The organism is Bacteriovorax sp. Seq25_V (assembly GCF_000447795.1).
Taxonomy (GTDB): domain Bacteria; phylum Bdellovibrionota; class Bacteriovoracia; order Bacteriovoracales; family Bacteriovoracaceae; genus Halobacteriovorax_A.
In genome coordinates this window covers 71,215-92,334 of record NZ_AUNI01000017.1, presented here as the reverse complement: position 1 = coordinate 92,334, position 21,120 = coordinate 71,215, and the positions used below count along the sequence as shown (strand labels likewise).

The following is a 21,120-nucleotide window of genomic DNA, read 5'->3' as shown; positions in this document are numbered from 1 at the left end:
ACTGATATTAGGATTAATTTATATTAATACGTAAGAAGGTGAACATGTATTGTATAATATCTTAAAATTGAATGAGATAGGGAGAGAAAATGGATTACGAAGAAATCGTAGTAAGTAATAGTATTGGGAAAGCAGTCGACTGGATTAAAGAGACATTGAGTCTGACAAAAAAACAGTACTGGATGTTCTTTATGTTCTTCATCATCGCTTTTGTTGTCTCGATGATTGTTGGAGTTATCCCTATCCTTGGGATTTTAAACATTCCTATTGGTGCTATTTTCGCTGGAGGGTATGCCTTTTGTGCTTATAAAGCAGATCAAGGGCACGATGTTTACATCGAAGATTTTTTTAGCAGTTTTCGCAGAAGAATGTGGGACTACTTAAAAATTGTATTGATTCTTTGCGGAGTTGGTCTCTTATTGATCTTTCCTCTATTGATTCTTGGTGGAACCTTTGCCGCGATTGGAGTAAGTAATCAGGAAACTTTGATGGCCGCCTTGAATCAGCCAATTGGAGTGGTTCTAGCGGGGTTAACGGTAATTGTTTCACTAGTAACGGCTTTAGTATGTATGGCGATGCTGTACGTCTATAGCTGCTCTATTGTTATTGTCACTCTACATGATTTAAGTGTTAAGGAATCACTTCTGTTGGCCCTTAGTGGTTGTAAAAAAAATTTCTTAACTTATGTGTTTCATCTCATTCTGTGGATTTTTATCTATATAATTGCAGCTATTCCGTTAGGACTTGGTTTGATTATTTTAATACCAACAGTCGTAACAGGCTCATACGTCATATATAAGAACTCATTTAAATTACCTGTGTCCGTATTGATTACAAGTGAAGAAGAGGAAGCTGGAGAAGAGACTACTGTTTAGGCTTTGTCTTCGTTTCTGTATTTAGAAGATTACTGAGGGCCTGCGCTGTTTTTTGCGCAACTTCAGGGTCTTCAAGTTTTAACTTGATGAGCTCTTGTAGTTTTGTAAGTGTGATTTCTTCTTTTTCCATTCCCTAAATATAGGATGTTTTTTAGAAGTAGGGAAGTGGTCTTGAAATTATTTCTTGGAAGTGTTGTTTAAAAGCTCTTCAATGATTTGAGCCGCTTTCTTTGCCATCGCAGGATCTTTTAGCTTATTTTGAATAAGCTTTGTCATCTGCTCAACAGAAGCCTTATCTGCAACATTTTTATTATTAGAGTTTGCTGATTCTTTTCTCGCTTCCATATTAGCCTCGTTAGATGAAGCTCCAGTTTTCTTGGCTGAAGCTTCATTATTTTTAAATAGGTTTTGGAATTTTTTAACGCCCATAAAATCTAATTAAGCAGCCGCTTCTGGGTTTCCTTTCTTCTTAGATCTAATTTTAGAAACTCTTGCCATGTGATCTTCGATTACATTGTAAAGCTCTAGGCTTGTTGTATATGGGTCCATACCTTCTGGCATCGTTGAATAAACTGTCTCATTATCGATTTCTGCAAAGATATACCAAGTGTTTCCAAGTTTTTGGAAAAGTACTTCTGTGTTGTTGTGTGATTGAGTCGTCATTGGATCCCTCCTAGAGATTTGATTTAATAGGCATCATGCCCTTGTTATTAAACTTATCGAGGGATAAAAGTTTTAATTTAGAAATTTAAAATTAATTCTTAGGGGAGGAAATTGTTGCCGAAATCTTAGTATCTTACTGTAAATCCAAGGCTATAGCTTAGAGCAAAGTCCGCTTGAATATTAAAAGTATCTGACGGCCATAGTTCGGCAATCTCCGCTGGAGTCGAAGTTGTTAAGGTATATGGAGAGTTTATAGAGAGCTGTGGGCCATGATAAAAGTCGAGATCGGGAGTATCAAAAATTCTTCGATGAATGAAGTTAGCACCCATTTTCATTGAGATAAAAGTTCCACTAAACTCTCTTTCTTCTGATTCATTTGTACTGGTTCTTTCTTGAGACACGAATGATCTTTGATAGTTGAAAGATGCATCGACATTGAAATCAATCTCAAAACTATTTCTTCTATAGAATGTGTAGAGGAATGATGGCCCAATAAAGAGTTTCATGTGGCTCTCTTGCGAAAAAACATTTTCAGTTACTTGCACTTCATTACGTTCTGTTTGACCACCGAAGTGAAGTCCATAATAGACTCTGTCGGTTTTATCAAAACTCGGATTTCTTAAGTAGCGTATATCCAGAGCTAGGGTAGGATTGAACTGCTCGCGTGTAACTTGATTACCGTATTCGTAAGTATTAACTGTTCCTTGTCCATAATTAAAACCAATCAGTGCTTTATTATGACTATAGATTTTAAATGGATATGACTCAGGCATAGGTTCATCAAGACGGTAGTCTGTCGGATCATTTTCTAAGGCTATATTTGTTTCAAGTTCCTGAATATTTTTACGAATTATTTTTATAAACTTTTTACTAACATAAGCCTCTCGTCCATCTCTTGTTAGTGTTAGGTAATAGTCAGAGTCGGAATCGAGAGAATTGTCGTGAATGTGAATTTTTTCACCAAGACGCTTCATTTGTAAAATAGAGCTAGACTCATCCTCCGCAATTAAAATAGGTATTTCAAGGGCTTTTACCACTCCTGTTGCGGCATAGATATTTGCTGTTATCGAGAGAGTGGCCAAAATTTTTTTCATAGCTGTATATCGAATGAGTAGCCCAACTTAAGCAGGTAGCTTGTCTGGTACTGGTTAGTATTTTCTAAGTTATTGTCAACAAGATTAATATCAGCCGGAATGAAGAGGCGTTCTTTTGAGGCCTCAAGACCCAGCAGCCAGTTTCCGAACTGATAAGTTGCTCCGAGGCTAAATTTATTTTCAATTAGAGAAATCGAGTTCTCTCCTAAGTTTGCTTGACCATATAGAGAGCGTTGTGCTTCAGCTGAAAAGATAAGTTTATTTCCACTTTCAAAATTGATTGTCTTGAAAAGTTTCATTCCAAGATTAGCATAGTCCCAGCTTAGAATTTCCCCTGAAATGCGATTGAAGCTCATTGTGAGGGCAAAAGGAATGAGTTCTTGATTTTTGAAGCTTGCTTCAATATTAAGTCCCATTGAACTATGAGCGGAGGCGTCCTCATAAAAATTAAAAAAGTGAGTACCACTTGTGAGCATTGTATTGAGTACGAGAATTTTATTAACATCGATCTTACGATACTCAAAGTTTTCTTTACTAAAGTTGATTTTCTTCGGAGTTAGATTAACGATGTTATCGATACGTTGAATATCGGTTGAGAGGCAAACAAGGCGTGCTTTGTTATTCTTATCAATAACAAAACTATAAAAGCTTCCACTTTCAACTTCACGAACGCGAATGACGAAATTTGCATTTGCTTGGTAGTAATTCTCCCCATCGAGATCCTGGAGTAGGGCACCTTTTCGAATAACAGCAGTAAATTTCTGTGCATCCGGAACATCATCATTATATTCAAAACGCTTTGGTGGAATTTGAATTTGCGCAACTTCGTTGGTTTTATCCATCTTGATGAGCTTATCCAAAATATCTGCTGCAAAAATAAAGTTTGATAGTAGTAGAAGACCGATTAGCTTAAACATTTCATGGCCCTCTTGAACGCCTCATAATTTGTTTCGAATTTAAAGTTTGTTGGAGTGATCTCGTTTACAGGAACCCATTCATAATCAGTGTGTTCTTCGACTGAGATTTGAATCTTGTCCGTATTCGAGATAGCAAAGTAACACTTCTCTAGAACATTTCTTTTCCAGCGGTCAAAAAATTCAATTTGATAGTCAAGTAGTGTGACATTTGACTTTATTCCGGTTTCTTCGAAAAGCTCTCTTTTAGCAGCTGTTTCGAAGTCTTCTCCGTCGTCGACTGAGCCTGTCACATTTTGCCAAAACGATCCTCGCTCGGGATTTGTCTTTAACAGGAGACAATAGAATTCATTGTCTTGTTTTCTAAATACAACTACTTGGACTTTTCTTGCTTGATCGCTCATATCAATAATTATATCAAAAATTGGTAAATTATCCTCAAAGGCATCTTTTTCTTAACTAGTTCTTACATTTTGCTCTTTTTGCAACGCATATATTTGATAGTTTTAGTAAGTTTTGGTATGAATGTCGGATGGATATTTCACTTTTTATTGAAAAATTAGCGCTCTGCCTCCCTGGCTTTCTTTTCGCTATCGTAATTCACGAAGCTGGTCACGCCTGGATGGCAATGAAGTTCGGTGACGACACAGCTAAATATCAGGGAAGACTTACATTAAACCCTGCTGTTCACTATGATTTAGTGGGAACAATTATATTTCCACTTATTGGTCTTATGATTGGTCCGATCCCTTTTGGTTGGGCTAAACCGGTTCCAGTTGATCCACGTCGTTTTAGAAATATGAAGGCAGGAATTTTTTGGGTAAGTTTCGCGGGACCTGGGGCAAATATTTTGATGGCCCTTGTTTCAACATTTCTTTTTGCGCTTTTTTACACGCAACTACCACTTGATTTTATTGTGAGAAAAGAGCTGATTAAGATGAGTGAGTACTCAGTTCTGATCAATATCGTTCTTGCTGTTTTCAACCTGATTCCATTTCCTCCTCTAGATGGTTCGAAAATGGTTTCAACATTTCTTGATTATAATATGGCCAGAAAGTATGAGGAACTACAGAGGTATAGCTTTGTGTTCATTTTACTACTTTGGTTTACAAATATTTTTTCATATCTCCTACAACCGGCGCTTTACCTTGGGTATGCGGCGATGAATTTATTTGTTTGGATGATGGGGTAGTTTTAGATGTTAGATACTACGATTAATGTAAAAACAGATTTCTTTGACGGGCCACTTTCGCTTCTTTTGATGCTTATACAAAAAGAGCAAATGTCGGTAAAGGAATTAGACCTGACAAAGATTACTAAGCAATACCTTGATTATCTTGCAGATATGAAGGAACTGAACTTTGATATCGCCGGGGACTATCTCTATTTAGCGTCTACTCTTGTTCTTCTAAAATCTAAAAACTGTATCACTGAAGAAGAGAATACAGCACTGATGACGGAACTTGGAGCAGGGGATTCACTGAATATCACAAGTCAGGCTGAACTTATTAGAAGACTTGAAGAGCTTCAGCATTTTCAAAAAATGGGACAGAAATTATGGGAACTTCCAAAGAAGGGAACAGATATTTTTGTGAAACCAAAAATTAATAGACAAGAAATTGTAAACTCGATTCTAACTCCAATGGATCTCGAGAAATTAACTCTTTCAATGGTTGATTTCCTATTTAGAGAGAATAGAAAATATACAGTTGTTAAGAGAGATCGATTATCGATTAAAGAAAAACTAAACTTCTTAAAAACAAATTTAAGCCTAGGTAATAAATCGAGCTTAAACGAACTTCTTGACTCGGATGGTGGAAAGACTATTGATAACGTTGTAATCACTTTCATCTCCCTGCTTGAACTTGCTCGTTTAAAGAGAATTGAAATTTTTCAAAATGAAAGTTTTGGAAATGTATATGTTGACGTTGTTAGATCACTTGAAGATTTTGACGTTGAACAAGCTGATGGTTTTGATGAGGAAGAAGAAGGCGCAACAAAGATTGATGCAGAGGACCTCCTGGCAGCAGCTGAAGAGGTTGTCGTTCAATCTCGTACAGAAGAATTAGAAAACACACAAACACAACAAGACGAAGATAGCATTCTACAGTGAGAGACAACAACATGAATGAGACAAACACAACAGAAGAAACAATGGCAGAATTAATCTTAGCTCCAACTGATGATGAGATGGAAGTTGAGCTTGTTATGTTTCCAAATGATGAAGACTTATCATATCCAGAAGAGCACTTAAAACTAGAGCTTGATTATATGGATGAAAAGCTTCAAGAAGATAAGCTTTGGAAAGCAAGAACGGGATTAAATGACGACACAATTTGTGGAGCTATTGAAACAATCCTATTCATGAGTGACAAACCTGTTGCACTTCAAAAAATTAAGCAATTAATTGATGAGGATATGCCTCTACGTGTAGTTCACGAATCAATCACTCGTCTTCAGAAAGAATATGAAAGCAAGCACCATGGAATTAGACTTCAGGAAGTTGCTAACGGATATCAATTTAGAACAAAAGCAACTTATTCGAAGTATGTTCAAGATCTATTCAAAGTTAATGAGCTTGTTCTTTCTCCTACTGCGCTTGAGGTACTAGCGGTAATCGCATACAAGCAACCTGTATCGAAAGTTGAAGTGGAGAAGATTAGAGGTGTTGATAGTTCTCACATTGTAAGAGGACTGATGGATAAGAGACTTGTTCGTGTTGTTGGTCGTTCTGAGGAAGTTGGTAAGCCAGTTCTTTATGGAACAACAGAGGAATTTCTTGAAGTATTCAACCTTGCAAACCTTGACCAATTACCACCGGAGCATGAGCTGCAAGAGATGGCCGTTGCAGGTGTAGGTAAGATTACTGATATTTCAACTCTTGTGAGTTCTGATATTAAGGCGAAGTTTGATGCTGATGAACTTAACGAGCTTGATTCTTTAAGTGATTCAATCAAGTCAATCGAAGCTGAAACAGACTTTATTAAGTCTCTTAAAGTTGAAGAGAAGAAAAGAATTAAAGGAGAGAGTGAAGTTGTAAAAACTGCATTTGACCTTCTTGAAGAGTTCCTTGATAAGACTCTTGTTTCAAAAGAAAATAAAAACTCTGTTATTTCTGAGATCTTTACGGCCGTGACAGATCCAAAAGTTATCTCTGACTTAACTGCTGGTCCATTTAATATTCCAGAAGAATTTGAGGAAGAAGAGTTTGAAATGCTAGACCTTGAAACAGGTGAAGCAATTAAATTTGACGATGAAGATGAATCTGATATTGAGCTTGAGATGGAAGATGACTCTCTCGATGTTGAGTTCGAACTTGACTCAGAAGAGGAAGAAGATGCTGAGGCATTAGTCGCTGCTGCATTTGCAGAAAGTGAAGAAGATGAAGCTCAGGAAGAAACTGAGACTGAAGAAGTTATCAATATCATGGGGAATGATGAAGACGATGAGGCGTTAAAACTTGCTCAGGCCCTTGATGATGCGTTTTCAAAATTACTAGGTGGTAACTCTCTAATTGATAACGAAATGGATGAAGATGAGATCTCAAATGATATCGATTCGATGACAGATCGTATGATTGATGAAGCGAAGGACTTTGATATCGACTTAAGCTTTATGAAAAACAACGACTTAGGTGATTCAGACGAGCTTAATTAATAGCTGAAAAAAATACTATACGCTTGCATAAGCCCGCTTCATAAGATAAGTTCGGCGGGCTTAATCTTAATAATTTCAAACGGCCGTGATGGCAGATTGGAGGATCAAATGAAATCAGTTAGATTACAAAAATTTATTGCAGATTGTGGAATTACATCAAGAAGAAAGGCCGAAGAACTAATCTCTCAGGGGAGAGTTAAAGTTAATGGTGTAGTTGAAAGAGAACTTGGTGTTAAAGTTGACCCAGAAGCGGATGCTGTTCTTGTAGATGGAAAAGTTGCAGACCTAGGTGCTGTTGAAAAAATCTATCTTGTAATGAATAAGCCACGTGGAGTAATGACAACAGTTAGTGATCCAGAGGGTAGAAAGACTGTTATGGACTTCTGTAAAGAAGTGAGTGAGAGAATTTATCCTGTTGGTAGATTAGATTACCTTTCTGAAGGTCTTTTAATTCTTACTAATGATGGTGACCTTGCAAATACAATTATTCACCCAAGTTCTGATATCGTAAAAGTTTACGAAGTAAAAGTATTTGGTGCTGTGAATGAGTTCCTTTTGAATAACCTTAGAGAGGGAGCTGAGATTGATGGTGTTAAATTAAAACCAAAATCAGTTCGTGTTATTAAGCAACTTCCAACTAAGACTTGGATAGAGTTTAGAATCACAGAAGGAAAGAATCGTGAGATTAGAAAAATCTGTGAAGCGAACAACGTTGTTGTTGATAAACTAAGACGTGTTGCAATCGGAGGACTTCCTGTAGAAGGAATTGGACCTGGAAAGTTTAGAGCTGTTTCTAAGAAACAACTTTTAAACTTAATTGGTATTGATGCAAACGGAGTAAAACTTGTTGAAGATGCAGAATACTTCTCTGAGAAGAAGACTGTATCTTTAAAGAAAAAAGGAGTGCAGTCATGTACTGCAGCTGATGATAAGGCTTTTGAGAAATTCAAGCGTGAGACTTATTATGATTCTTTAAAGAAAATCACTGAAACAAAGGCTCTTAAGGCTAAAAAAGAGAGAACAGAAGCTTGGGAAGCAAAAGAAGCTGAACACAAAAAACGTAAGGAAGCAAAATTTCAAAGAATGAAAAAGAAGGCGATGGCCAGAAAACATTCTCACGTACAATTCGTAAAATAACTAAAGGCCTCGTTTGAGGCCTTTTTTTTGCCAAACTTTTAAGTCAGTAAATTTCAAGTATTGTTAAATTTTTTAAACATCTAAATATCTGAATATATAGGTCAGCGACAAAATTTATTCAACTTTATTCAGTAAGTACCCGACTAGAGGGATAAGGTATAGATTGAGTGAGGTCCCTTATATGAGAAAATACATTACAAGAGTTGCACTATCTACGATTCTTTTGACGTCTGTAAGTACATTTGCACTGGAAGAAAAGAATCGCAATGCTGAGGCGGGGGCAAATAAATATTTTACGAATGTTTTTGCTAAAAAATATTCCGATTTATTTTATGACAACATCGAGAAGTACAATCGAAATAGAACGAGTGTTACTCATCTTTCGAAGCTGTTTAAAACAGAAGAGGATCAGGCATTGAGTCGTGAATATTTTATCAAAAATAAAATTAGATATCTTCCTCCAATTGTCTTGAAGGGAACAACAGCATATTTAAAATATGGTTCAACAAAGATTTCTTTTACTGAGGAATCTCTATTAATGAGAACAATGTACATCGATGGAAAAGAAGTTGTTTTTGGACAAGGTAACTTTAAAAGCCGCTTAGAGCACTTTAAGACTCATTTGGATCAAAAAGTAACGACAAATATTCTTTTTGAATTTCTAATTTCATCAGCGGTTGCTAGTGGTGAAAAGAATTTTGAACATGGTATTTTCGCAGCACTAGTCGTTCTCAACGAGAATTTCGAAGAGAATAGCTGGTGTATTAGTTGCGAAGATGAGTATGCGGAAGCTACTGAAAAGAACTTTAATAAGATTATGTCAGAAGTAAGTAGACTCGCGAATGCTTGTGAAAATGGAGAGTCTGTTGACAGTATTGCTTATCAGATTGAATCTTCAATGCCTGATCGTGAGCAATCGTATTTGAAGCTTAAAATGAAGCAATATTTCAAGGATTATGATGATTCACGTTTAACGTGTGAATCATTTGTTAAAAAAATTAGCCAGGATGAAATCAACTCTCAAATGAAGGCGATCAACTTTAGAACTGGATCTTTAAAAGAAGAGTTTGAGAGAGAGAACCAGCAGAAGTATGAGAAGTTTGTTGAAGGAAAATGTGCTCCGTATATTAAGCTTAGAAACTGTCTTGTAAATGACTCTTACGCAGCAAGGGATGTTTATGATAAGAGTCGACAAGAAGATGGAAAGCCAGCTTTACGCTATAGAGAGAAGGTTAAAGATACAAAGTACCATACAGAGAAAAACTATAGAGATCAGAGAAAATAACAAAAAAAAAGCCAAGCTTTCGGGCTTGGCATCTATATTTTTATTTAATTGTAGTTTTGGTTGCGGGGGCAGGATTCGAACCTACGACCTTCGGGTTATGAGCCCGACGAGCTACCAGCTGCTCCACCCCGCGATAAATTATTGAAATCTGAACAACTTCTGTATTGGATATTAAAACTATTAATATCAAATGTCAAAATATTAATCATAAACTTTAGTCGGACATAAATATCTAAAATAACATTAAATTCTGGCGATAAGAATTAGGAGCAAGGGATTAGTCCTAAGAAAAATATATAGCTAGTGGAGTTTAAAATGGGTTTTGGAAAAAGTAAGAAGGTTTTAATTGAAGTTGATGCATCTGAAATGTCGGCAGCTCAGGTTCGCCTACTAAAGTCTATAAATTCGATGATTGCCCATGTAATTACGACGGATGAAGAAGGTGAATTCTTTGAAAGTAGTGCAGAAGTGATGAGAATGTGTGCAGCACTCATTAAACAATCTCACTTTGCAACAGACCTTCAATTTAATGGAATCCCATATGCGGATCAGGCTATTGAATACTCTATGGATATCCTGACTGAAAATATGACTAACGCGAAAGTTGTTCAATACGATAATTAATTATTAGACTAGATATACGTCGATTAAGAGGCCCTTTAAACGGGCCTTTTTTTATTTTTAGCTCCTAAAATTGTTTAAAATTCGCTATATTTAGAAAAAATAGGATTTAGAGATATGTCATCAAAAATTTGTTTAACAGGAATTAAGCCAACAGGAATGCCCCACTTAGGAAACTACATGGGTGCAATTAAACCAGCAATTGAAACGGCCAATAAGGGCGAGTTTAAAGGTTACTACTTTATTGCTGATTACCATTCATTGATTACTATCCATAATGGAGACCAGCTAAGAAGTGATATTCGTGAAGTTGCAGCCGCTTGGCTTGCTAGTGGACTTGATCCTAAAAAAGTAGTTCTTTATAAGCAAAGTGATATTCCAGAAATCTTAGAACTAAATTGGATTATCAATTGTTTTACGGCAAAAGGTTTAATGAATAGAGCCCATGCTTACAAGGCCGCTGTTCAAACAAATACTGAAAATGGAAAGGATGAAGATCAGGGAGTTAATCTAGGACTTTTTACCTATCCAATATTAATGGCCGCAGATATTCTTCATATTAATTCTGATATTGTTCCTGTTGGTGAGGATCAGCTTCAGCATATTGAGATCGCACGTGATATTGCTTCTAGTTTTAATCATGCCTATAAAAAGGATTTTTTTAAACTTCCAAAAGCGATTGTAGCTGAGGGGGAAAATAAACTTCTTCCGGGTCTTGATGGAAGAAAGATGAGTAAGAGTTATAATAATCACATACCACTTTTACTACCAGAGAAGAAGCTTCAAAAAACGATTAATAAAATCGTAACAGACTCAACTGGACCAGAAGAGCCTAAGGACCCAAATAACTCACTTATCTTTGATATGTATAAATTCTTTTCTTCAAATGAGGAACAGGAAGCGTTTGCAAAGAGATTTCGAGAGGGGATTGGTTGGGGACATGCCAAGGCTGAGCTTTTTAACGTTGTAAACCGTGAGGTTGCACCTATTAGAGCTGAGTATGATAAGCTTCTCGCTGATCCTGGTTATATCGATACAGTTTTAAAGGATGGGGCAGATGCAGTGAGAGAAGTCTCAAGTCGTCAGCTTGCTGAAATAAAAAAATTAATCGGTGTTTCTTAAGCAGCCTTAATCTTGCATCAATTTTATTTCTTGATACAATAATATGAAACGTATTGAAGGCGGACCTATGGTTGTATTTCTTTGGAATATTGAACAGCAATATCTCTACGAAATTGAAAATGAAGCAGTAGTTGGAAGAGTTATCGAGGCTGATGTTCTTATTGATGACGAAAGTCTTTCAAGATTGCACTGTAAAATTACTTTCGATAAAGAAGAAAGTAGATACATGTTAGAAGATTTAGGTTCTAGTAACGGGACTAAGTGTAATGGTTATCAAGTTGTTGAGCCCGTTCCTCTTTCCCCAGGAGATATTCTTACTGTTGGAAAAGTTAAGATGATGTTTCTAACTCTGGAAAATATTAGAGAAAATGATAATGCATCTTTTGCGAAACTCGTCCCTGCTTTTCTTAATGAAAAAGTAAAAGAGCAAGTGAAAACGAGATCACTCGCTCTTTACCTCTATGCTGTTAATCAGTTGAATCTCTTTTACGATAGAAGAACTGAAATCAAAGTACAAAATACTATTTTAAAAGATAAAGATAAAGAGCTTGAAGTTGTTGATAAAAAACGCGCGATAATAGATGAAAAAAAGCGAGAGCTAGAAAAAATGTATCGTGAAAAGCTTGCTGCTATTAATGAAAAATATAGCGAGATAGAAAAAGTAAAAAATCAGATATCAGAAAAATATCGCCCATCTCTAGAGAAAGTAGCATCTGTTATTTCGGAACTTGATGGAGAGATTTCTAAGTTTAAAACAATTTACTTCATAGGTCTTCATGACGATGTTAAGCATAATCATACACTTATAGTGCCTTCAACTGAGAGTGATGAAAATGGGACTACTGAAGAATAGTGTCAAAAAAATAGACAGTAGTAGTAAATATTTCCGAAAGCTCTCAAACTGAAAAAAACTCTATTAGACTCTTAAGTAATCTAGCTTAGGAGTATATTTTGAAAAGAATTACGAATTTTATTACTTTATTGGCCCTACTTATTTCTTTTAATTCTAATGCACTAATCATTAAGGCAGAGGAAACTGAAGGCAAATTTTTAAAAGTTGATGAGACAGAAAGAGGGTATCAGGTTAAGACCTGTGATCTAATGATGGACTCAATGAAATGTGAGCCACTCTTTGGGGAAGATGTTTACTTTTCTCGTGCTGATCTAGATAGTGTTTCATCTCAAAATTATAGAAATAGTTTATATGCTGTCGTTGGTGATGTCGGTGCCGTTGTTGCGGGTTTTGTCATTGGGTCATATGTCGGTCTTGGCGTTGGAATGTATATTCTCGCTTACGATGGGGCCGCTCTTGCATGTGGTGCTTTTCTAACTGGAACAGTTCCTGGAGTAATCACGGGAGCCGCCGCTGGAGCTGCTTTTGATGCTTTGGATCCATTTATTCACCGTGATCTTGGAATTGCATTTGATGCAGCCATTGAAACAGCAGATGAGTCAGATCTTGACGATGTTGACTCTCACTATGTTCAAGATGAGTTAGCAATCGTTATTGAGGATATCAATTATAATCAACTTGAAGATAAGTTCATTGGACAACTAAGATCGAAGATTAAAGTTGAAGGGAAAGAGAAGAGTCGCTTCTTTCCTTGGACGAATTTATTCTAATTCTTGTGATAGGGATGACCATCGTAGATGGTCTTCGCTCTATAAACTTGCTCGACAAATAAAAGTCTTGCAAGTTGATGTGGGTAAGTCATAGGAGAGAGTGAGAGTTTATAATCACACTCCTCAAGAAAGTCTTTTGGAAAACCTGCCGCTCCACCGATTAGAAAAGTGACCCCGCATTGCTTATTTTCAATGACATCAAAAATAAATTCTGAGAGTTTATCACTTGTCATGGTTTTACCATGTTCGGTAAGCGCTACAATATATTGCCTGCCATGCTTATCTTCAATTGCTTTACATTTTTGTTTGAGTTCTTTGACTTCGGCCTCGATATCTTCTTGATGGCCTTTGCATTCATAAATAGAGAGAGAAGGGGACTTGAGCCTTTTAAGGTAGTCATTTTCTAGCGCAAGAATATTCTTATCTTTGAGCTTTCCAATAACTACCAGGTGAAGGTCTTTCATCTCCTAGAAGTAACCTTTTGGTGCACTTCCAGAAGTGCTTTCTTCCATATCGGATGAGTAGTAATACTCGTTTGGAATTTGAATTGATGGAGCATCCCATAAATTATCAAGATCATATATGTGACGTGCAGTCTCTTGGAAGATGTGAACGATGAAGTCTCCAAGGTCAATCAGTAACCAATCTGCTCCATTGTTAATACCTTCGCGAGAAAGAACTTCTAGACCAACTCTTTTCATTTGAACAGTGATCTCTTGTCCCATTGCTGAAGCTTGTGTGAAGTTTGTTGCTGAAGCAAGAACAAAGTAATCACCAAGCGAGGTTGATTTCTTCATATCAAGAATCTTAAGGTTGATACCTTTGAAGTTTCCACAGATCCATGCACATGCCATTGCTTTTGCAAGTGTGCTATCAATTTCTTTATTGCTTAAAATTTCATCTACGTTTTTGTTAATAAACTCGTTACTACTCATTACTTACCTTGTTTTTCTTGCTTATTCGCTTCTTCAATCGTTTGTAGCATTAAACTCTTTAATAAATCAACATTTCGCCCCGAAACTGATGATAATGGAAGAACTTTTCTATCAAGTTGCTCTTCGAAGAAATTTTGAAACTTTGAAATTTCTTCTTCGGTCATCGCATCAATTTTTGTAAGACAAACGATTTCTTTTTTCCAATCAAGAGTGTCGCTATATTTCTTTAACTCATTTCTAATAATAACATACTGTTCGAACGCCTCAAACTCATCAAGACACCAAGATACGTCTACTAGGTGAACAAGTGACTTCGTACGATCAATATGCTTTAAGAACTTGATCCCAAGTCCTTTACCTTCTGATGCATCTTCAATTAAACCTGGAATATCAGCCACAACAAAAGATTTCTCGCCTAGGGATACTACCCCAAGGTTTGGCTCTAGAGTTGTAAACGGATAGTCTGCAATCTTTGGTTTGGCTGCAGAAATTGAAGAGATTAGTGTTGATTTTCCAGCATTTGGTAAACCAACAAGAGCGATATCGGCTAATAGCTTTAGCTCAAGTTCAACTTCAAGATCAACACCTGGTTTCCCATCTGTAAACTTTCTCGGAGCCTGATTCGTTGCCGTTTTATAGTTATAGTTTCCAAGACCACCACGTCCACCTTCAAGAATAAGAACTCGTTGGTCATGCTCTGTGAGGTCCGCGAGGATTGCTCCTGTTTCTTCATTTCTTACGATTGTTCCCACTGGAACCTTGATAACGAGGTCTTCCCCGTAGGCACCATGCATCTGTCTACCAGCGCCGTTGCCACCATCCTGGGCCTTAAAAACTTTTTTCCCACGGAAGTTTACAAGTGTGTTTTCACCTTCGTCTGCTTGAAAGTAAACACTTCCACCGTCACCACCGTCACCACCATCTGGTCCTCCAAGAGGAACGTGCTTCTCTCTTCTGAAGCTCGAGCAACCGCTTCCGCCGTTCCCAGAACAAATAGTAATTTTAACTTCGTCAATAAATCTCATGATAGCCTTAAATTAAATTGTATTTTCGCGAGTATAAAAAAAAGGGAATCTAATGACTAGATTCCCTTTCCTATTTACATGATTTAATTCTTTTAAATTATGCTGGAACTACAGAAACAATTTTTTTGTTCTTATTGTAGTAACCAAATTTTACTGTACCTTCTACAACTGCATAAAGAGTACAATCTTTACCTTCTCTAACGTTTTTACCTGGGTGAAATTTTGAACCAGCTTGTCTTACGATGATGTTACCTGGGATAACAACTTCGCCACCAAACTTCTTAACACCGTACATATTTGGGTTTGAATCCCTACCGTTACTTGTCGAACCACCGGCTTTCTTGTGTGCCATATCTTAAACTCCTGAAAAATTTTAAAATAAATTATTTTCTATTATAAAACTGCTTTAAAAATTAAGCTTTGATTTCTTTAATTTTTAAAGTTGTAAATTCTTGTCTGTGTCCGTTCTTTCTCTTGTAACGACCTGGCTTTCTCTTGAAAACGATAATTTTTCTAGATTTGTCATGTCTTACAACTTCAGCAACAACTTTTGCTCCAGCAACAACTGGTGTACCAACAGTAGCTTTTTCGCCACCTACGAAAAGAACTTTATCTAGTTCAATTGTAGTTCCTGCTTCTTGGTGTAGCTTTTCTACATCAATAGTCATACCTGCTTCAACTCTGTACTGGTGTCCAGAAATTTCAACGATTCCGTACATATATTCTCCTTATGAGTGCAAATCTAGGGGTTCCAAAGAAGTTCTTTGAAAACTTGTGACCCCAAATTTGAATTAATTGGTCATCGAACTAGGATTTTTATAGTTTTTTGGGCCTTATGTCAAGTTTGAAATATCTTTCCTGGAGGGGATTTATAGCTGTTTTAGTGGCTTTTTGTTTAATGTTTAAAGATAGCTTGAGAAATGGCGATAAGTCAGTTGGGTCGGTTTGTCATTTAGGCAAAGGGTAATGATTATGAGTAATGTAACTAATGAAAAATACGTTTATTTTCAATTTATGAGGAAGTTGGATCTTCCTGTCTATATAAGATTTATTGCATCTGATTTTGATCCTGATATTACAGGTTTTTTAAGGACAATGAAATTTGACGAGCTTAATGAGAAAGACTCAAAAGATGCTGAGCACAATATCGCTAATAAGCATGGTGCGAGAGTGCTTACAGTGTCTGAGGCTTCAGTTATGGTCGCGAGGCAAATTGCAGCAACAAGAGAAAGTGATAAGTGGGGCCCTGAGAGTCTTGTGCAGAAACAGGGATACAGTGTTTATCGATATCGTAATGTAGCGATGCTTGTCTTCTCGCTTGGTACAAGTGAATGGAAGATGGGTTGCTTCTCTGACTTTGGACATGTTGATAACGAGAGAGCATATAGAATCATCGTCAATAGATTTTTAAGTTGGTCATTGGTGAGTCATGGCATTGTTGGTTTTTGGGGTACGCCAGTTGAAGAGGGAGCAGTAATACAGCGTGCAGTTGATACACGTGGAGAGGCAGTATTTTTTGACGTGACTAGGCATCGTATTTTGACTTTGGAAGGTGAGAAAAAACTGAAGCATAATTTCTGTTTTATTAAATTAGATAATCATTTAAAGAATGCTAGTCGCGATATGAGATTTGAAGACTTGTTAAGTTTTCTATCGGTTAATTGCACATACTTTGGAGTTCAAGGGCTTCCTGCTCCGACAAGGCAACTTATTCAAGCATGTGCGAAATATTATCTTGGTAAAGTATTCCCGCGTGAAAACTTTAAGCCAAGGCAAGATGCTCGTTTGGAGTAGTCACCGCTAAAAAATTTATGCTAGACTCTTTCTTGAATTAAAGAAGGAGTTTTAATGCACGCACCAGATATCAGCCCAGTATTGATTTCACTAGGTCCATTACAAGTTCGTTGGTATGCACTAATGTACGTAGTAGGATTTATTCTTGCGGGCTATCTACTTAAAAATCTAATTAAGAAAAATTTCTTAAAAATAACTGAAGAACAAATTGATTCTCTTACATTTATCATGGGTCTTTGCATGGTGCTTGGTGCGAGATTTATTTATGTTTTCGTTTATAACTGGTCATATTACCAGCACAACCTCGGCGAAGTCTTCGCGGTGTGGAAAGGGGGACTCAGTTTTCACGGAGCAGTTCTCGGTTTTCTTGTCGCAGGTTTTATTTTTGCAAAGAAAAATAAAGTAGAGTGGGGACAAATTATGGATAGTGTTTGTCTCGTTGGTGCGCCTGGAATTTTCTTTGGGCGTTTAGGAAACTTTATTAATGGCGAATTGTACGGAAGAATTACAACAAGTCCTGTGGGTATGATATTTAAAACAGGTGGTCCTTATCCAAGGCATCCTTCTCAGCTTTATGAGGCGTTCTTTGAGGGATTGGTGTTATCGCTAATTCTTTGGTTTGCTGTGAATAAGGTTAAAAAATACTGGCAGATTTCAAGCTTCTTCCTCATTGGATATGGGGCATTTCGCTTTGGTGTTGAGTTTTTCAGGGAAGCCGATGCACAACTTGGATATTATTTTGGATTCATGACAATGGGTCAGATTCTTTGTGCAATCATGATCATCGCTGGCTTTGCTCTTTACGCTATGGCAAATAAATTAAATCAAAAAATTTATAATTGATTTTTCTTGAATTTTTCGATCAGGCTCTCTTTGAGGAGAGTCTGATCCTTGTTTGAAATCACATGAACAAAAATAGGAAAGCATGTGATGGTACACGCTCCACTGTAGGTTACAATATTTCCATTCGCATTAGTCCACAAATAAAATGAAGTACTATTTTTATTGTAGAATTTATTTTGTTTTCCGAAACGGTTAATCAAAGACTGATGAAATGTATCATGAATAAAGTAATTTGGTAGGCGAGCAAAATAATCAATTACCTTTTGATCTTTAATCTGAAAGTAGAGTGGAAACTTGTATCTCTGATGGATGATATCGACTTCGTAGAGCTCTGTTGAGCCAGACTTATTAATTAATTTTAAATTGGGATAAGTCTTTTTAATGTCGCTTAACTCTTTTCCAGGATTGAAGACTTCAAATTTATCAAAGGTAAAGTTGTAATTTGGCTCTTCGACCAAAGCTTTTGCCGTGTTTACAAAAATTTGGAAAGTAAGGACAATAGATAATATAGTTTTTTTAAACATAGTTAATTAAATCATTTTTTGAAATCAGTTACAAAAGGGGCATTAAATGCAGGAAGCTTCCAAGAAAGAGGCACAGAGAATTGCAATTGGTATGATTGCTGGTTTAGCGTTAGGGCTAATTTTATATTTCACAGGACTAGGACATGTTGTTGATTACATGAAACCAATCGGCGATATTTTCATCAGTCTACTAAAGATGGTTATCATTCCTCTTGTTTTCTCTTCAATTTTTATGGCCATGTATCATTTAGGTACACCTGAGTCACTTGGAAAGATGGGCGTAAAGGCTGTGATCTATTATTTCATGACAACAGCTGTCGCTGTTCTTGTTGGAATTATTTTCGTGAATCTTATTAATCCAGGGGTAGGAGCTGATCTTGGGACGGCAGGACTTCATGGACTTAATGAAGGTATGCAAGCAAAGGTATCTCAAAACTCAGGTGGATGGTTTGCTCTTTATAATGCGGTAAAAGAAGTAATTCTTAATGCTGTTCCAAAGAATCCTGTGCAAGCAATGGCAGAAGGACAAATTCTTCAAGTAATTGTCTTCTCAATTCTTTTTGGGATGGTAGCACTTTATCTTCCAAAAGAAAGTGAACCAGTGGTTAAAGTTATTAATTCTCTTGAGAAGATGTCACTCTTTCTGACTCATGGAATTATGAAATTTGCACCGGTTGGGATTTTTGTTTTGATGACAGGAGTCCTTGCAAAGTCTGGTTTCTCGGCGATTGTCTCACTTTCAAAATATATGCTAACTGTAATTCTAGGGCTTGGTTGTCACGGAATACTTTTACTTTTTATTGGAAGTTGGAAATCAAAAAAATCACCAATGTTTATTTTAAGGGGAATTGGACCAGCATTGATCACCGCTTTTTCTACTGCATCCTCTGCTGCGACACTTCCAATTACAATGGCAAATGTTGAAGAGAACCTTGGGGTAAGAAAAGACACAGCAAAATTTGTTCTTCCGCTTGGAGCCACAATCAATATGGATGGAACAGCTCTCTACGAATCAGTAGCGGCAATCTTTATTGCACAGGCCTATGGAATTCATCTTGGAATTAATCAGCAATTGATCATTTTTCTAACGGCTTCACTAGCAGCTATCGGAGCTGCTGCAATTCCTGGCGCAGGGTTAATTACGATGAGTATCGTACTTTCTGCTGTTGGACTTCCGATCGAGGGGATTGGGCTTATTTTAGCTGTCGACAGGGTGCTTGATATGTTTAGAACTACAGTGAACGTGTTCGGAGACAGTGTGGGAACTTTAGTTGTCGATTCTATGCTTGATGACTCAGATTTGAAAGATGATGTCGAGGCTGTTGCAACTACCTGATTTCTTAAAAAACGCCTTTGTAAGTGTTTGAAAAGTAAAGGGAAAAAATTTAGTCTGTTGACTCTCAACACTAAAAAAAAGACAATAGTAGAGCCTCTTCATGATGAAGGGGCTTCATTTGTATAAAAGGGTTGGAATTTTCATGTTAAGAAAATGTTCTAAATTTGTAGCTGCAGCGTTGATTTTTAGTTCGTGTTCTATGTTGAACACAAATGAGTCAGCGAACACGGAAGTCTCTAATGCAGCTCCTGCTGATTCATCGACAACAGAGACGACGCCTCCTGCGTCGAGCTCTCAGATTATTGGAAGCTCTCTAATTGATGAGCCTTATCATTATGATGGGAAGACTTACTTCCTTTATGGTGCTGAGCACTTAAAGCTAGAAAACTACTATTTTGATATTCCGGTTGTTTATAACGACGCCGTAAAAAAATGGATCAGCTACTTCTTAAATAGAGGTAGAGGTTTCTTTGAAAGATACTCTGCACGTGCCGGAAGATACGCTCCACTGATGAGTAGAATTCTTGCAGAGAATGGATTACCAAAAGATCTAATCTTTCTTGCTATGGCCGAATCAGGTTTTCAATCAAAAGCGAAATCTTGGGCGAAGGCCGTTGGGCCTTGGCAGTTCATGCCATATACAGGGAAGCGTTATGGTCTAAAAATTGATTGGTATACCGACGAGAGAAGAGATCCAATCAAATCGTCACAAGCCGCTGCAATGTATTTGAAGAAGTTATATGGTGATTTTGAATCGTGGGAACTCGCTGCTGCTGCATATAATGCAGGAGAAGGAAAGATGGGGCGTGCGATAAAAAGATATGGGACAGAGAACTTCTGGAAACTAAGAAACGGAAGATACCTAAAGCCTGAAACAAAAAACTATGTTCCAAAAATTATGGCACTTGCTATTATTGGGAAAAACCTAAAAGCGTTTGGTTTTGATGATATCGAATTTCACGAGCCTCTTGATTATGAAGAGATCGTAGTTGATGGTGGTACAGATTTATTTAAAGTTGCTGAACTTCTTGAAGTTGAATTTGATGAACTTCATTATTTAAATCCAGAACTTCTAAGATGGTTTACTCCACCGACTCAAGAAAAATATTCTTTAAGAATTCCTGTAGGGTTGAAAGCTAAGTGGGATTCTTGTTGTCAGTACGCAAATTATTTTGCTTCAGATTTTCAGAAGTATCGTGTAAAGAGCTCAAGATCAGATCTTAGGGATGTCGCAAGAAAGTTCAAAATTAAGGATGTAGAAGTACTAACTTGGTTAAACGATGGCCTTTCTAAAAACTCAAGATTGAAATCTGGTCAGGAGGTTGTTCTTCCGTTTAGAAATGGTCAAAGTGTAAGAGCTGAAATGTATGCTGATCTTTACGATATGCCACGTAAGAGTGTTCTTAGAAAGCGTAACTATCGTTCAAGAATCAAGCTTGCTAGAGCTCGTGCAAAGCCAATTTCGAACCCAAGCCGCTACTATACTGTTCAAAAAGGTGATTCTCTTTGGACTGTTGCTAGAAAGAATGGAATCTCACTTGATAAGTTAATTGTTTCTAATCTTGATATTGTAAAGAATAGGATGATACGAGCTGGTGATAAGCTAGTTGTTGATTAAATAAATGACCCGAACTTTGTTTCGGGTTTTTTTTTCTTTAAAAATCCCATCATA

At 36.9% G+C, this 21,120-nt stretch carries 26 protein-coding genes and 1 tRNA gene; 14 read left to right on the top strand and 13 right to left on the bottom strand.

Features of this window, described 5'->3' with window-relative positions; genetic code table 11:
* Positions 1-89: 89 nt before the first annotated feature.
* The gene (locus M900_RS10950; protein ID WP_021275014.1) at positions 90-875 is read left to right on the top strand and encodes a BPSS1780 family membrane protein; all 786 of its coding nucleotides are present in this window, start codon (positions 90-92) and stop codon (positions 873-875) included.
* Here M900_RS10950 and M900_RS17735 read toward each other — a convergent pair.
* The 6 genes from M900_RS17735 to M900_RS10925 all read right to left on the bottom strand — a co-directional run bounded on the left by M900_RS17735 (position 865) and on the right by M900_RS10925 (position 3,950).
* Positions 865-1,005, bottom strand: a complete 141-nt coding sequence (locus M900_RS17735) for a hypothetical protein (protein WP_021274988.1) — start codon at positions 1,003-1,005, stop codon at positions 865-867. The two genes, M900_RS10950 and M900_RS17735, sit on opposite strands and share 11 nt — an antisense overlap.
* A gap of 47 nt (positions 1,006-1,052) precedes the next feature.
* Positions 1,053-1,304 carry a hypothetical protein gene (locus M900_RS10945; RefSeq protein WP_021274959.1) on the bottom strand — a complete coding sequence of 84 codons (252 nt, stop codon included), beginning with the start codon at positions 1,302-1,304 and terminating at the stop codon, positions 1,053-1,055.
* A gap of 9 nt (positions 1,305-1,313) precedes the next feature.
* Positions 1,314-1,538, bottom strand: coding sequence for a hypothetical protein (locus tag M900_RS10940; protein WP_021275034.1), 225 nt, complete (start codon positions 1,536-1,538; stop codon positions 1,314-1,316).
* A 125-nt stretch (positions 1,539-1,663) separates the two neighbouring features.
* Positions 1,664-2,632 (bottom strand): hypothetical protein, encoded by a 969-nt coding sequence (locus tag M900_RS10935; RefSeq protein ID WP_021274872.1) that lies wholly within the window; start codon positions 2,630-2,632, stop codon positions 1,664-1,666.
* Positions 2,629-3,549 carry a hypothetical protein gene (locus M900_RS10930; protein WP_021274924.1) on the bottom strand — a complete coding sequence of 307 codons (921 nt, stop codon included), beginning with the start codon at positions 3,547-3,549 and terminating at the stop codon, positions 2,629-2,631. The genes M900_RS10935 and M900_RS10930 overlap by 4 nt, the downstream gene beginning before the upstream one ends.
* Positions 3,537-3,950 (bottom strand): NUDIX pyrophosphatase, encoded by a 414-nt coding sequence (locus tag M900_RS10925; protein ID WP_021275017.1) that lies wholly within the window; start codon positions 3,948-3,950, stop codon positions 3,537-3,539. Before M900_RS10925 ends, M900_RS10930 begins: the two co-directional genes overlap by 13 nt.
* Positions 3,951-4,078: 128 nt before the next feature.
* Between M900_RS10925 and M900_RS10920 the strand changes: the two genes are divergently transcribed.
* From M900_RS10920 to M900_RS10900, 5 genes are all read left to right on the top strand, one after another.
* Positions 4,079-4,738, top strand: a complete 660-nt coding sequence (locus tag M900_RS10920; protein ID WP_021274908.1) for a site-2 protease family protein — start codon at positions 4,079-4,081, stop codon at positions 4,736-4,738.
* A gap of 6 nt (positions 4,739-4,744) precedes the next feature.
* On the top strand, positions 4,745-5,659 hold the full coding sequence (locus tag M900_RS10915; protein WP_021275001.1) for a ScpA family protein: 915 nt from the start codon (positions 4,745-4,747) through the stop codon (positions 5,657-5,659).
* A gap of 11 nt (positions 5,660-5,670) precedes the next feature.
* Positions 5,671-7,203, top strand: coding sequence for an SMC-Scp complex subunit ScpB (gene scpB / locus M900_RS17230; protein WP_021274920.1), 1,533 nt, complete (start codon positions 5,671-5,673; stop codon positions 7,201-7,203).
* 108 nt (positions 7,204-7,311) lie between these two features.
* Positions 7,312-8,340, top strand: a complete 1,029-nt coding sequence (locus tag M900_RS10905; protein WP_021275031.1) for a pseudouridine synthase — start codon at positions 7,312-7,314, stop codon at positions 8,338-8,340.
* A 181-nt stretch (positions 8,341-8,521) separates the two neighbouring features.
* The gene (locus M900_RS10900; RefSeq protein WP_034732441.1) at positions 8,522-9,625 is read left to right on the top strand and encodes a hypothetical protein; all 1,104 of its coding nucleotides are present in this window, start codon (positions 8,522-8,524) and stop codon (positions 9,623-9,625) included.
* Between the two features lie 57 nt (positions 9,626-9,682).
* On the opposite strand, the gene M900_RS10895 is transcribed toward M900_RS10900, so the two are convergent.
* Positions 9,683-9,758 (bottom strand) — tRNA-Met (locus tag M900_RS10895).
* Between the two features lie 182 nt (positions 9,759-9,940).
* On the opposite strand from M900_RS10895, the gene M900_RS10890 reads away from it, so the two are divergent.
* From M900_RS10890 to M900_RS10875, 4 genes are all read left to right on the top strand, one after another.
* A complete protein-coding gene (locus tag M900_RS10890; protein WP_021274944.1) occupies positions 9,941-10,249 on the top strand; it encodes a hypothetical protein in 309 nt (102 codons plus the stop codon).
* Between the two features lie 114 nt (positions 10,250-10,363).
* A complete protein-coding gene (locus M900_RS10885; RefSeq protein ID WP_021275011.1) occupies positions 10,364-11,368 on the top strand; it encodes a tryptophan--tRNA ligase in 1,005 nt (334 codons plus the stop codon).
* Between the two features lie 43 nt (positions 11,369-11,411).
* Positions 11,412-12,221, top strand: coding sequence for an FHA domain-containing protein (locus tag M900_RS17225; RefSeq protein WP_084703575.1), 810 nt, complete (start codon positions 11,412-11,414; stop codon positions 12,219-12,221).
* A 98-nt stretch (positions 12,222-12,319) separates the two neighbouring features.
* Positions 12,320-12,991 (top strand): hypothetical protein, encoded by a 672-nt coding sequence (locus M900_RS10875; RefSeq protein WP_021274993.1) that lies wholly within the window; start codon positions 12,320-12,322, stop codon positions 12,989-12,991.
* On the opposite strand, the gene M900_RS10870 is transcribed toward M900_RS10875, so the two are convergent.
* The 5 genes from M900_RS10870 to rplU form a co-directional block, all read right to left on the bottom strand.
* Positions 12,988-13,455: a 23S rRNA (pseudouridine(1915)-N(3))-methyltransferase RlmH gene (locus M900_RS10870; protein WP_021275029.1), complete on the bottom strand. Its 468-nt coding sequence runs from the start codon at positions 13,453-13,455 to the stop codon at positions 12,988-12,990. The genes M900_RS10875 and M900_RS10870 overlap by 4 nt on opposite strands.
* A 3-nt stretch (positions 13,456-13,458) precedes the next feature.
* Complete coding sequence (gene rsfS / locus M900_RS10865) at positions 13,459-13,926, bottom strand: ribosome silencing factor (protein ID WP_021274892.1); 468 nt, start codon at positions 13,924-13,926, stop codon at positions 13,459-13,461.
* Positions 13,926-14,951, bottom strand: a complete 1,026-nt coding sequence (gene obgE, locus M900_RS10860; RefSeq protein WP_021274867.1) for a GTPase ObgE — start codon at positions 14,949-14,951, stop codon at positions 13,926-13,928. The genes rsfS and obgE overlap by 1 nt, the downstream gene beginning before the upstream one ends.
* A 97-nt stretch (positions 14,952-15,048) precedes the next feature.
* Positions 15,049-15,303 carry a 50S ribosomal protein L27 gene (gene rpmA / locus M900_RS10855; RefSeq protein ID WP_021274931.1) on the bottom strand — a complete coding sequence of 85 codons (255 nt, stop codon included), beginning with the start codon at positions 15,301-15,303 and terminating at the stop codon, positions 15,049-15,051.
* A 61-nt stretch (positions 15,304-15,364) separates the two neighbouring features.
* Positions 15,365-15,670: a 50S ribosomal protein L21 gene (rplU, locus tag M900_RS10850; protein WP_021274883.1), complete on the bottom strand. Its 306-nt coding sequence runs from the start codon at positions 15,668-15,670 to the stop codon at positions 15,365-15,367.
* A gap of 253 nt (positions 15,671-15,923) precedes the next feature.
* Between rplU and M900_RS10845 the strand changes: the two genes are divergently transcribed.
* Together M900_RS10845 and lgt are read left to right on the top strand one after the other, a co-directional pair.
* Positions 15,924-16,745 (top strand): hypothetical protein, encoded by an 822-nt coding sequence (locus tag M900_RS10845; protein ID WP_034732438.1) that lies wholly within the window; start codon positions 15,924-15,926, stop codon positions 16,743-16,745.
* 54 nt (positions 16,746-16,799) lie between these two features.
* Positions 16,800-17,588, top strand: coding sequence for a prolipoprotein diacylglyceryl transferase (gene lgt / locus M900_RS10840; RefSeq protein WP_021274994.1), 789 nt, complete (start codon positions 16,800-16,802; stop codon positions 17,586-17,588).
* Here lgt and M900_RS10835 read toward each other — a convergent pair.
* Positions 17,579-18,112, bottom strand: a complete 534-nt coding sequence (locus tag M900_RS10835; protein ID WP_021274904.1) for a hypothetical protein — start codon at positions 18,110-18,112, stop codon at positions 17,579-17,581. The two genes, lgt and M900_RS10835, sit on opposite strands and share 10 nt — an antisense overlap.
* Before the next feature lie 46 nt (positions 18,113-18,158).
* Here M900_RS10835 and M900_RS10830 point away from each other — a divergent pair, with 46 nt between their 5' ends.
* Together M900_RS10830 and M900_RS10825 are read left to right on the top strand one after the other, a co-directional pair.
* Positions 18,159-19,448 (top strand): dicarboxylate/amino acid:cation symporter, encoded by a 1,290-nt coding sequence (locus M900_RS10830; protein WP_021274943.1) that lies wholly within the window; start codon positions 18,159-18,161, stop codon positions 19,446-19,448.
* Between the two features lie 142 nt (positions 19,449-19,590).
* Positions 19,591-21,066, top strand: a complete 1,476-nt coding sequence (locus tag M900_RS10825) for a lytic transglycosylase domain-containing protein (RefSeq protein ID WP_021274894.1) — start codon at positions 19,591-19,593, stop codon at positions 21,064-21,066.
* Positions 21,067-21,120 lie beyond the last annotated feature (54 nt).